At 63.6% G+C, this 11,987-nt stretch carries 11 protein-coding genes; 6 read left to right on the top strand and 5 right to left on the bottom strand.

Annotated elements, in window-relative coordinates; translation table 11 throughout:
* Positions 1 to 69: 69 nt before the first annotated feature.
* Genes lpdA through ACW9IB_RS10225 form a run of 4 tightly spaced genes read right to left on the bottom strand, consistent with a single transcriptional unit; the run spans position 70 to position 5,009 of the window.
* The gene (gene lpdA / locus ACW9IB_RS10240; protein ID WP_457413496.1) at positions 70 to 1,449 is read right to left on the bottom strand and encodes a dihydrolipoyl dehydrogenase; all 1,380 of its coding nucleotides are present in this window, start codon (positions 1,447 to 1,449) and stop codon (positions 70 to 72) included.
* A gap of 3 nt (positions 1,450 to 1,452) precedes the next feature.
* Positions 1,453 to 2,712, bottom strand: a complete 1,260-nt coding sequence (locus ACW9IB_RS10235; RefSeq protein WP_457413495.1) for a dihydrolipoamide acetyltransferase family protein — start codon at positions 2,710 to 2,712, stop codon at positions 1,453 to 1,455.
* Positions 2,713 to 3,771 (bottom strand): alpha-ketoacid dehydrogenase subunit beta, encoded by a 1,059-nt coding sequence (locus ACW9IB_RS10230; protein ID WP_457367949.1) that lies wholly within the window; start codon positions 3,769 to 3,771, stop codon positions 2,713 to 2,715.
* Positions 3,772 to 3,773: 2 nt separating this feature from the next.
* Positions 3,774 to 5,009, bottom strand: coding sequence for a thiamine pyrophosphate-dependent enzyme (locus ACW9IB_RS10225; protein WP_457413494.1), 1,236 nt, complete (start codon positions 5,007 to 5,009; stop codon positions 3,774 to 3,776).
* Between the two features lie 195 nt (positions 5,010 to 5,204).
* Between ACW9IB_RS10225 and bkdR the strand changes: the two genes are divergently transcribed.
* Positions 5,205 to 5,693 (top strand): Bkd operon transcriptional regulator BkdR, encoded by a 489-nt coding sequence (bkdR, locus tag ACW9IB_RS10220; RefSeq protein WP_457367947.1) that lies wholly within the window; start codon positions 5,205 to 5,207, stop codon positions 5,691 to 5,693.
* 21 nt (positions 5,694 to 5,714) lie between these two features.
* Here bkdR and ACW9IB_RS10215 read toward each other — a convergent pair whose 3' ends face one another.
* On the bottom strand, positions 5,715 to 6,578 hold the full coding sequence (locus ACW9IB_RS10215; protein ID WP_457367946.1) for an MBL fold metallo-hydrolase: 864 nt from the start codon (positions 6,576 to 6,578) through the stop codon (positions 5,715 to 5,717).
* Positions 6,579 to 6,673: 95 nt separating this feature from the next.
* On the opposite strand from ACW9IB_RS10215, the gene ACW9IB_RS10210 reads away from it, so the two are divergent.
* From ACW9IB_RS10210 to ACW9IB_RS10190, 5 genes are all read left to right on the top strand, one after another.
* Positions 6,674 to 7,009, top strand: coding sequence for an ArsR/SmtB family transcription factor (locus tag ACW9IB_RS10210; protein ID WP_053256978.1), 336 nt, complete (start codon positions 6,674 to 6,676; stop codon positions 7,007 to 7,009).
* 48 nt (positions 7,010 to 7,057) lie between these two features.
* Positions 7,058 to 8,302: an FAD-dependent oxidoreductase gene (locus ACW9IB_RS10205; RefSeq protein ID WP_457413493.1), complete on the top strand. Its 1,245-nt coding sequence runs from the start codon at positions 7,058 to 7,060 to the stop codon at positions 8,300 to 8,302.
* Positions 8,303 to 9,109 carry a sulfite exporter TauE/SafE family protein gene (locus ACW9IB_RS10200; RefSeq protein WP_457367944.1) on the top strand — a complete coding sequence of 269 codons (807 nt, stop codon included), beginning with the start codon at positions 8,303 to 8,305 and terminating at the stop codon, positions 9,107 to 9,109.
* Positions 9,110 to 9,187: 78 nt separating this feature from the next.
* The gene (locus ACW9IB_RS10195; RefSeq protein WP_457413492.1) at positions 9,188 to 10,831 is read left to right on the top strand and encodes an MFS transporter; all 1,644 of its coding nucleotides are present in this window, start codon (positions 9,188 to 9,190) and stop codon (positions 10,829 to 10,831) included.
* On the top strand, positions 10,828 to 11,973 hold the full coding sequence (locus ACW9IB_RS10190) for an HlyD family secretion protein (RefSeq protein WP_457413491.1): 1,146 nt from the start codon (positions 10,828 to 10,830) through the stop codon (positions 11,971 to 11,973). Before ACW9IB_RS10195 ends, ACW9IB_RS10190 begins: the two co-directional genes overlap by 4 nt.
* Positions 11,974 to 11,987: the final 14 nt, after the last annotated feature.

The raw sequence follows: 11,987 nt of genomic DNA, 5'->3' as shown, positions 1-11,987 counted from the left end.
TCAGTCATCAGATTCATTGACTGATCCACCGCATTCGCGAGCAAGCCCGCTCCCACATGGACTGCGGTTTTACAGGTGCAGCGCGTGGCCCAATGCTTTCAACGCGGCCTCCAACACCGCCTCACCCAGGGTCGGGTGGGCGTGGATGGTGCCGGCCACGTCTTCCAGGCGCGAGCCCATTTCCAGGCTCAGCCCAAATGCCGTGGACAGCTCGGACACGCCGACCCCCACCGCCTGCCAGCCGACGATCAGGTGGTTGTCCCGCCGCGCGACCACGCGCACAAAGCCGCTTTTCGATTCCAGGGTCATCGCCCGGCCATTGGCCATGAACGGGAAACTCGCCACGATGCAGTCCAGGCCTGCCGCCCGGGCTTCGTCCGGGGTCTTGCCGACCACCACCAGTTCCGGGTCGGTGAAGCACACCGCCGGGATCGCGGCGGGGTTGAACTCGCGGGACAGACCGCTGATCAGTTCGGCGACCATTTCGCCCTGGGCCATGGCCCGGTGCGCCAGCATCGGCTCGCCGCTCAGGTCGCCGATGGCGTACACGTTGCGCATGCTGGTCTGGCAACGGCTGTCGATCCGGATCGCCGAACCGTTCATCTCCAGGTTCAGCGCTTCGAGGTTCCAGCCCTGGGTGTTGGGTTTGCGACCCACGGCCACCAGCACCTGGTCGGTGGCCAGCGACAGGGTGTCGCCGTTCGGGTCACGCACTTGCAACTGGCCATCGGCAAACCCGGTGACGCTGTGCTTGAGGTACAGCTTGACTCCCAGTTGCTTGAGGGAGTCGGCCACTGGCGCAGTCAGTTCGCCATCGTAGGCCGGCAGGATGCGCTCCTGCGCCTCGACCACACTCACTTCGGCGCCCAGCTTGCGGTAGGCAATGCCCAGTTCCAGGCCGATGTAGCCGCCACCCACCACGATCAGGCGCTTGGGCACGCTTTTCGGTGCCAGGGCTTCGGTGGAGGAAATGATCGGTCCGCCAATCGGCAGCATTGGCAGGTTGACGCTGGTGGAACCGGTGGCCAACAGCAGGTGCTCGCAGTGGATGCGCTGGTCACCGACGTCGACGGTCTTGCCGTCCACCACCTTGGCCCAGCCGTGGATCACCTGCACCTTGTGCTTTTTCAGCAACGCCGCAACACCGCTGGTCAGGCGGTCAACGATGCCGTCTTTCCATTCCACGCTCTTGCCGATGTCCAGGCTCGGCGGCGCCACGTTGATGCCCAGTTTCGAACCCTGGCTGTGATGCAGGGTTTGCTGGAACTGCTCGGCCACATGAATCAGTGCCTTGGACGGAATGCAGCCGATGTTCAAGCAGGTACCGCCCAGCGCCTGGCCCTCCACCAGAATCGTCGGGATGCCCAGCTGGCCGGCGCGAATGGCTGCCACATAGCCGCCAGGACCGCCGCCGATGATCAGCAGCGTAGTGTTCAATGTCTCAGACATGCCTTACTCCAGAAACAGGCTGGCGGGTTGTTCGAGCAGGCCGCGAATGGCCTGGATGAATTGCGCCGCATCCATGCCGTCGACCACCCGGTGATCGAACGAGCTGGAGAGGTTCATCATCTTGCGCACCACGATCTGGCCCTTGATCACCATGGGCCGCTCGACAATGCGGTTGACGCCGACGATGGCCACTTCCGGCAGGTTCAGCACCGGTGTGCTGACGATACCGCCCAAGGCACCCAGGCTGGTCAGGGTAATGGTGGAGCCCGAGAGCTCGTCGCGGCTGGCCTTGCCCTTGCGCGCAGCGTTGGCCAGGCGGGTGATTTCTTCGGCGTTGCCCCACAGGCTGCGGGCTTCGGCGTGGCGCACCACTGGCACCATCAGGCCCACATCGCTCTGGGTCGCGACCCCAACGTGCACCGCGCCGAGGCGGGTGATGACCTGGGCTTCGTCGTCATAACGCGCGTTGATCTGGGGAAACTCGCGCAAGGCCACGACCATCGCCCGCATGATGAACGGCAGCAGGGTCAGCTTGCCGCGTGTCGCACCGTGCTTCTCGTTGAGGTGCACGCGCAGTTCGTCGAGGGCGGTGACGTCGACTTCTTCTACATAACTGAAGTGCGCGGCACGCTGGGTGGCGTCCTGCATGCGCTGGGCGATCTTGCGGCGCATGCCGATCACCGGGATCTGTTCTTCGCTGTTGCGCTCGGCGTAGGGGTTGGCCGCCGAGCTGGTTTTTGCCGGGCCCTGGAGCAGGTAAGTCTCCAGGTCTTCATGCAGAATCCGGCCCGCCGGGCCCGTGCCCTGGACCAGGCGCAACTGAATGCCGGCGTCCAGTGCGTGCTTGCGCACGGCAGGAGAGGCCAAGGGGCGTTCGTCAGCCGCGCGGGCCACGGGGGCCTTGGCTTCGACAACCGGAGCCGGTTTGCTTTCGACCTTCGCCGGCGCGGGTTTGGCTTCAACCACCGGTGCCGCCTTCACCGCTTCCTTCACGGCGAGGGCTTCCTTGGCGTTGCCGGCGCCTTCCACTTCGATGCTGATCAGAATGCTGCCCACGGCCATGACTTCGCCCGGCTCGCCGCCGAGGGAAATGACTTTGCCGTGCACCGGCGAGGGAATATCCACCATCGCCTTGTCGGTCATCACATCCGCCAGCACCTGGTCTTCCACCACCAGGTCACCGACCTTCACATGCCACACCGACAGCTCAACTTCCGCGATGCCTTCGCCGATGTCCGGCATCTTGATAACGTGCGTGCCCATTCAGACCTCCATGACCCGTTTCAACGCCGCACCCACTCGGGACGGCCCTGGGAAATACGCCCACTCTTGCGCGTGCGGGTAGGGGGTGTCCCAGCCGGTCACGCGCTCGATCGGCGCTTCCAGGTGGTGGAAGCAGTGTTCCTGCACCAGCGATACCAGCTCGGCACCAAAACCGCAGGTGCGGGTGGCTTCATGCACGACCACGCAACGGCCGGTCTTTTTCACCGACTTGACGATGGTGTCCAGGTCCAGCGGCCACAGGCTGCGCAGGTCGATGACTTCGGCGTCGATGCCGGTTTCTTCGGCCGCCACTTGCGACACATACACGGTGGTGCCGTAGGTCAGCACGGTCACGGCTGAACCCGGACGCACGATGGCGGCCACGTCCAGCGGCACGGTGTAGTAACCGTCCGGCACTTGCGCCTGCGGGTGTTTCGACCACGGTGTTACCGGACGGTCGTGATGGCCGTCGAACGGGCCGTTGTACAGGCGCTTGGGCTCCAGGAAGATCACCGGGTCATCGTTTTCGATGGACGCGATCAGCAGGCCCTTGGCGTCGTAGGGATTGGACGGCATCACTGTGCGCAGGCCGCAGACCTGGGTGAACACCGCTTCGATGCTCTGGCTGTGGGTCTGGCCGCCGTAGATACCGCCGCCGCAGGGCATGCGCATGGTCAATGGCGCGGTGAACTGGCCGGCGGAGCGATACCGCAGGCGTGCGGCTTCGGAGATGATCTGGTCGGTGGCGGGGTAGACGTAGTCGGCGAACTGGATTTCGGCCACCGGGCGCAGGCCATAGGCGCCCATGCCCACGGCCACGCCGATGATGCCGCTTTCGGAAATCGGAGCGTCGAAGACCCGCGAGCTGCCGTACTTGCCCTGCAGGCCCTCGGTGCAGCGGAACACGCCGCCGAAGTAACCCACGTCCTGGCCGAACACCACCACATTGTCGTCACGGTCGAGCATCACATCCATGGCCGAGCGCAGCGCCTGGATCATGGTCATGGTGGTCGTGGTCATGGCGGTTTCCAATTCGATACTGTTGTTGTGATCGTTCATGGTCAGATCCCCAACTCCTGACGCTGGCGCTTCAAGTGCTCCGGCATCTCTTTGTAAACGTCTTCGAACATGGTCGCGGCGCTTGGAATCTGGCCGCCGGCGAGGGTGCCGAACTGTTCGGCCTGTTTCTGCGCGGCAATCACTTCGGCTTCCAGCTCGGCACTGACCGCCGCATGTTCCTCTTCGGACCACTGGCCAATTCTGATCAGGTGCTGCTTGAGGCGGGCAATCGGGTCGCCCAGCGGGAAGTGGCTCCAGTCGTCGGCGGGACGGTATTTGGATGGATCGTCCGAGGTGGAATGCGGGCCGGCGCGGTAGGTGACCCATTCGATCAGGGTCGGGCCCAGGTTGCGGCGCGCACGCTCGGCGGCCCAGGCGGAGGCGGCGTACACCGCGATGAAGTCGTTGCCGTCCACGCGCAGGGAGGCGATACCGCACCCTACGCCGCGTCCGGCGAAAGTGGTGGCTTCGCCGCCGGCAATGGCCTGGAAGGTGGAGATGGCCCACTGGTTGTTGACCACGTTGAGGATCACCGGCGCGCGGTACACGTGGGCGAAGGTGAGGGCGGTGTGAAAGTCGGATTCAGCAGTGGCGCCGTCGCCGATCCAGGCCGAGGCGATCTTGGTGTCGCCCTTGATCGCCGAAGCCATGCCCCAGCCCACACCTTGTACGAATTGGGTGGCGAGGTTGCCGGAAATCGTGAAGAAGCCGGCGTCCTTGACCGAGTACATGATCGGCAACTGGCGCCCCTTGAGCGGATCGCGCTCGTTGGACAGCAGTTGGCAGATCAGGTCGACCAGCGGTACGTCGCGGGCCATCAGGATGCTTTGCTGGCGGTAGGTGGGGAAGCACATGTCGTCGATGTTCAGGGCCAGGGCCTGGGCACTGCCGATGGCTTCTTCGCCGAGGCTCTGCATGTAGAACGACATTTTTTTCTGGCGTTGGGCGACCACCATGCGGTTGTCGAAGATGCGCGTCTTGAGCATCGCGCGCATGCCTGTGCGCATGACCTCGCCCGGAACACCTTCGGCCCACGGCCCCAGGGCCTGGCCCTGGTCGTCGAGTACGCGGATCAGGCCACGGGCCAGGTCGGCGGTGTCGGCGGGTTCTACGTCGATGGCGGGTTTGCGCACGCTACCGGCGTCGGTGAGGCGCAGGTAGGTAAAGTCGGTCTTGCAACCTGGTCGTCCCGAGGGTTCAGGGACGTGCAGGCGCAGCGGTTCGTACTGCTGAGTCATGGCTTTCTACGCTCTATCTTGTGAATTTCTTGTAGTGGGCGCGCTAGCTGACAGTCAGTCCCCGGGTAGGGGAAATCTTGTCCTACAACAATCATAGGCGGGGCGTAGAAGAATATTTATCTGTGTTTCGTTGCGCTTGCGCTCATTTGCGGATAAAAAAACTGCATAAACATAATAAACAGGTGATTTTGTCTCATGCGCAAACTGGACCGTACCGATATCGGCATTCTCAATGCCTTGCAGGAGAATGCCCGCATCACCAACGCCGACCTGGCGCGTTCGGTGAACCTGTCGCCCACGCCGTGTTTCAACCGGGTCAAAGCCATGGAAGAACTGGGCCTGATCCGCGACCAGGTCACGCTGCTGGATGCCGATTTACTGGGGCTGCATGTCAACGTGTTCATCCACGTCAGCCTGGAAAAACAGAACGAGCTGGCGCTGCAGCAGTTCGAAGGCGCGATTGCCGACCGGCCGGAAGTGATGGAGTGCTACCTGATGGCCGGCGACCCGGACTACCTGATCCGGGTGCTGGTGCCGACGATCCAGTCGCTGGAGCGCTTCATGATGGACTTTCTGACCAAGGTGCCGGGGGTGGCGAACATTCGGTCGAGCTTTGCCTTGAAACAGGTGCGCTACAAGACCGCGCTGCCGTTGCCGGCCAATGGCATCAGCCTGGGTAGCTGAAACCCAACAGGTTCCAACATTTCAAAGTTGGTTGAGGGGGATCTTGAGGTAGACAACGCCGTTGTCTTCCGCCGGCGGCATATTCCCCGCCCGCACATTCACCTGGATCGCCGGCAGCAACAGCGTCGGCATGCCCAATCCGGCATCCCGCCGGGTGCGCATTTCGACAAACGCGGCTTCATCCACGCCGTCATGCACATGGATATTTCCCGCGCGCTGTTCGCCCACGGTCGTCAGACATTTCGCCGCGCGGCCTTCGGGCGGGTAGTCGTGGCAAACGTACAGTTCGGTTTCCGGCGCAAAGGCCAGCAACTTGCGCATCGACGCGTACAACTGTCGCGCATCGCCTCCCGGGAAGTCGCAACGGGCGGTGCCGACGTCGGGCATGAACAAAGTGTCACCCACCAGGATCAGCCTGTCATCGATCAAATAGGCCATGTCCGCCGGTGTATGCCCCGGCACGTGCAACGCCTGGGCCTTGAGGTTGCCGATATGAAACACCTCGTCCGGCGCAAACAAATGATCGAACTGCGAGCCATCCACCCGAAACTCCGGTTCCAGGTTGAACAGGTGCTTGAACACGTCCTGCACCTTGCTGATGGACTGCCCGATGGCGATCTTGCCGCCCAGGGTGCGGCGCAGGTAAGGCGCGGCGGACAAGTGGTCGGCGTGGGCGTGGGTTTCCAGCAGCCACTGCACCTGCAAGCCATGTTCGCGCACAAACCCGATGACCGTGTCGGCCTGGCGGGTGTCGGTGCGCCCGGAGGCGGGGTCGTAGTTGAGCACCGAGTCGACGATGGCGCAGGGACCGCCGTCCGCCTCATAGACGACGTAGGTGTAAGTCGACGACGCCTCGTCCAGAAAGGCTTGAATCAACGCGGGCATGGCGGCTGTCCTTGATCCTGAAAAAAGGGGGTTACAATCAGTTTACATTTACACATAATGTTTTGAGCTTAAGTGACACAAAGGACCCGAGGCAAATGGAATCTACTCTGAGTGAAGGCGAAGTCGCGCAGTTGCGGGCGTCGGCGTCCAAAGCCTGTTCCTTGCTCAAGGCCCTGGCCAATGAGGACCGCTTGCTGATCCTCTGCCAGCTGACCCAGGGCGAGCGCAACGTCGGCGAGCTGGAAACCATGACCGGGGTACGCCAGCCCACGCTGTCACAACAGTTGGGCATCCTGCGCGATGAAGGGTTGGTCGCCACCCGTCGGGAAGGCAAATACATTTTCTACGGGCTGGCCAGCCACGAAGTGATTCAAGTGATGAAGACCCTGTCCGGGCTGTACTGCGGCGCGGTCATGAAAAGCTGGGCGTGACGCCATCCGGCAACGCCCCTTGTGTGCACAACAAAAAGGCGATCGACCATGAATGACCAACACTGGGGACCGACCATCAGTGGCGATATCGTAGTCATCGGCGGCGGCTCGGCGGGCATCGGCCTGCTGGCCAGCCTGCTCAAGCGCGACCCCTCTCTCAACATCACCCTGATCGAACCCAACGACTACCACTGCTACCAGCCGGCCTGGACCCTGGTGGGCGGCGGCGCCTACGCCGTGGAAAAGACCCGGCGCCCCCTGGCCGATGTACTGCCCAATGGCGTGGCCTGGGTGCAGGCCGCGGTCACCGAATTGTTGCCCGACGAGCAGACCCTGGTGCTCGACAGCGGTCAGCGCGTGACCTGGAACAACCTGATCGTCTGCCCCGGTCTGCGCCTGGCCTGGGAAAAAGTCGAGGGCTTGCAAGATACCCTCGGCCAGCACGGCGTCACGTCCAACTACAGCTACCAGCACGCCGCCTACACCTGGCAGTTGGTGCAGCAGCTCAAGGGCGGCAAGGCGATCTTCACCCAGCCGGCCATGCCGATCAAATGCGCGGGCGCGCCGCAGAAGGCCATGTACCTGTCCTGCGACCACTGGCTCAAACAGGGGACGCTGAACACTATCGACGTCGAATTCAACCTGGCCGGTGCTGCGCTGTTCGGCGTCGCGACCTTTGTGCCGCCGCTGATGAAATACGTCGAGAAATACAACGCACGCCTGGCGTTCAACTCCAACCTGATCAAGGTCGACGGCCCGGCGCGCAAAGCCTGGTTCGAGGTGAAGGACGCCGAGGGCACCGTCACTGTCGAGGAAAAATCCTTCGACCTGCTGCACGTGGTCCCGCCGCAAGTCTCCCCGGATTTCATCCGCCAGAGCCCGTTGGCCGACGCCGCTGGCTGGTGCGAAGTGAACCCCCACAGCCTGCAACACCTGCGTTACCCGCACATCTTCGGCCTGGGCGATGTGTGCGGCACCACCAACGCCAAGACCGCCGCAGCGGTGCGCAAGCAGATCGTGGTGGTTGCGGAAAACCTGCTGGCCCTGCGCAAACAGGCGCCGCTGCCGCTCAAGTACGACGGATATGGCTCCTGCCCGCTGACGGTGGAGAAGGGCAAGGTGGTGCTGGCCGAGTTCGGGTATGGCGGCAAGCTGCTGCCGACCTTTCCCCTCGACCCGACCCAGGCGCGGCGTTCGATGTGGTTCCTCAAGGCCACGTTGCTGCCGTGGTTCTACTGGAACGGCATGCTCAAGGGCCGCGAGTGGTTGACCCGCCTGAGCAAGGTGGACTGAATGCTGCTGGCGAGTGTGTTGGGCGTGTTGATGGGGCTGGTCATGGGCCTGACGGGCGCCGGCGGCGGCATCCTCAGTGTGCCGGCGCTGGTACTCGGGCTCGGCCTGAGCATGACCCAGGCCGCGCCAGTGTCGCTGCTGGCCGTGGGCGCGGCGGCGGCGGTGGGGGCGGTGGATGGCTTGCGCCACGGCCTGGTGCGTTATCGTGCCGCGTTGCTGATCGCCTTGCTGGGCGGGCTGTTCTCGCCATTGGGGGTGTATGTCGCCCACCAATTGCCCGAAGCCTTGCTGATGGGGTTGTTCAGCGCGCTGATGGTGCTGGTGGCCTGGCGCATGCTGCAACGGGAAAAGAACGAAGCCGGGCCCAGTGACCATGGCGCCGCTTCGTGGGGCCAGAAGAACTGCATGCTCAACCAGCAGACTGGGCGGCTGGCCTGGACCGCCAAGTGCAGCGCCACCCTGGCCGCGTTGGGCGCGGTGACCGGCGCGGTGTCGGGACTGCTCGGGGTGGGCGGCGGTTTTCTGATCGTGCCGGCGTTCAAGCAACTCACCGATGTGCAGATGCGCGGCATCGTCGCCACCTCGTTGATGGTGATCAGCCTGATTTCATTGATTGGCGTGGCCGGCGCGTTTCATGCGGGTGTCAGCATCGAACCGGTAGGCTGGATGTTCATCGGTGCCAGCATCGTCGGCATGCTGATCGGTCGGCGCCTGTGCGCGAGGGTCAAGGCGCGGACGCTGCAAGTAGGGTTTGCCAGCCTGTGTGTGGTGGTGGCTGCCGGGATGCTGATCAAGGCGGCGCTCTAATCGATGCTTGCGCATGATGGCAAGATGAACTCTGCTCAGGTTTACTGTCTCTGAGTATCGGTTTACCTGAGTCATTGAATGGACAAATACACCCCCCACACCTGGCAGCCCCACGAGCGCCCGAGCCTGCCCGGTTCGCCGTCGACGCCGCTGCACCCTACGCACAAGCGCTGGCTGTTCGCGCTGGTGGGCGTGCTGGTGGCGATCACCGGGGGCTTGGGTAACGCGCTGGTCATCGCCAACCTGCAATACCTGCAAGGCGCGCTGGGGGCGACCACCGCCGAAATGGCCTGGCTGCCTGCTGCCTATGTGATGACCAACGTCTGCATGAACCTGCTGCTGGTGAAGTTTCGCCAGCAGTTCGGCTTGCGGGCGTTTACCGAGGTGTTTCTGGTGCTGTATGCGCTGGTGACCTTCGGCCACCTGTTCGTCAACGACCTCAATTCGGCCATTGCGGTGCGGGCCGCCCACGGCATGGTCGGCGCGGCGCTGAGTTCGCTGGGCTTGTACTACATGATCCAGGCATTCCCGGCCAAGTGGCGCTTGAAGGCACTGGTACTGGGGCTGGGCACCGCGCAGTTGGCGTTGCCCCTGGCACGGCTGTTTTCCGAAGATTTGCTGCAAATCGCCGAGTGGCGCGGTTTGTACCTGTTCGAGCTGGGCATGGCGCTGATCTGCCTGGGTTGCGTGTTCCTGCTCAAGTTGCCGCCCGGCGACCGTTTCAAGACCTTCGAAAAGCTCGACTTCCTGACCTTCGCCTTGCTCGCCAGCGGCGTGGCCTTGCTGTGCGCGGTGCTGTCGCTGGGGCGCATCGACTGGTGGCTGGAGGCCCCGTGGATCGGCATCGCCTCGGCGTGTTCGCTGGTGCTGATCATGGCCGGGCTGGCCATCGAGCATAACCGCGCCAACCCGATGCTGATGACCCGCTGGCTGGGCAGCGGAGTGATGATTCGCCTGGCGCTGGCGGTGATCCTGATCCGCATGGTGCTGTCCGAGCAGTCCACCGGCGCGGTGGGTTTCATGCAGATGTTGAACATGAGCTACCAGCAGATGCACACCCTTTATCTGGTGATGCTGGCCGGGGCGGTTGCCGGGCTGGCGGTCAGCGCACTGACGATCAACCCGGCGCACCTGCTGATGCCGCTGATCATCTCCCTGGCGCTGATGGCGGTGGGTTCGGTGATGGACAGTTTTTCCAGCAACCTGACGCGCCCGCAGAACCTGTATATCAGCCAGTTCCTGCTGGGCTTCGGCGGTACGTTCTTCCTGGGGCCGACCATGGTGCTGGGCACCAAAAACGTGTTGACCAACCCGCGCAACCTGGTGAGTTTCTCGGTGATGTTCGGGATCTGCCAGAACCTCGGCGGCCTGATCGGCGCGGCGTTGCTGGGTACCTTCCAGGTGGTGCGCGAGAAATACCACTCGAGCATGATCGTCGAACACCTGACCCTGCTCGACCCGCGTGTGGCCGCGCGGGTGTCCGGTGGCAGCTCGGCCTATGGCGGCGTGGTCGCCGACCCCGAGCTGCGCAACCTCATGGGCATTCGCAGCCTGGCCACGGCGGCGACCCGCGAAGCGAATGTCATGGCTTACAACGATGTCTTCATGCTGATCGCGATCATCGCGATACTGACCATGATCTGGATCTTTATCCGCAGCCTGTGGCTGATGAGCACCACCCGAGCAGCCCCTCCCGTTCAACCCAGCGGCGCACCCTCATGACCGAACCCTCGACCACCACGACCACCGCCATCGCCTCCACGCCGGAAGGCAGCACGCCACCCGGTGCCGTACCCACCGAATTGCGCCCGCTGCGGGTGCGCATTCTTTCGTCCCTGGGCTTTGCCGCGATTGCCGTCGTGGGTGTGCTGATCGTGCTGTACGCCTGGCAATTGCCGCCGTTCAGCAGTGCGGTGGAAACCACCGAGAATGCCCTGGTGCGCGGCCAGGTGACGATCATCGGCCCGCAACTGAGCGGCTATGTGTTCGAGGTGCCGGTGCAGGACTTCCAGTATGTGAAGGCCGGCGATCTGCTGGTGCGCCTGGATGACCGTATCTACAGGCAGCGCCTGGACCAGGCCCTGGCGCAACTGGCGGTGCAGAAAGCCGCGCTGGCCAACGTGGTGCAGCAGCGCAACAGCGCCGAAGCGACCATCAAGCTGCGTCAGGCGGCCTTGGCGGACAGCGAGGCGCAGTCGCGTAAAAGCACCGCCGACCTGCGTCGCAATGAAGAGCTGATCCGCGACGGCTCGGTGTCCAGGCGCGAGTTGGACGTGACCCGTGCGGCCAACGCGCAGACCATCGCCGGCGTTGCGCAAGCCCAGGCGAACCTGGAAATTGCGCGCCAGGACCTGCAAACGGTGATCGTCAATCGCGGTTCATTGGAAGCGGCGGTGGCCAGCGCCGATGCCGCGGTGGAGTTGGCGCGCATCGACCTGTCCAACACCCGCATCACCGCACCGCGTGACGGCCAGCTGGGGCAGATCGGTGTGCGGCTGGGGGCCTACGTCAATTCCGGCGCCCAACTGATGGCGCTGGTGCCGCCGCAGTTGTGGGTGATCGCCAACATGAAAGAAACCCAGATGGACAACGTGCAGGTCGGCCAGCCGGTGACCTTCACCGTGGATGCGCTGAACCACCGCAAGTTTCGCGGCACGGTGCAGCACATTTCCCCGGCCACCGGTTCCGAGTTCAGCCTGTTGCAGGCGGACAACGCCACCGGCAATTTCGTGAAGATCGCCCAGCGGGTGCCGGTGCGGATTACCGTCGACCCTGACCAGGCCGAAAGCGAGCGGTTGCGGCCTGGGTTGTCGGTGGTGGTGAGTATCGACACGGCAGGGCGGCTGAAAAACAGCCCACCCTGACACGCTTGGGAAGT

This window comes from Pseudomonas sp. SDO524_S393 (genome assembly GCF_054071875.1).
The sequence above is the reverse complement of the archived record's forward strand: the minus strand, read 5'-3'. Positions and strand labels throughout refer to the sequence as shown.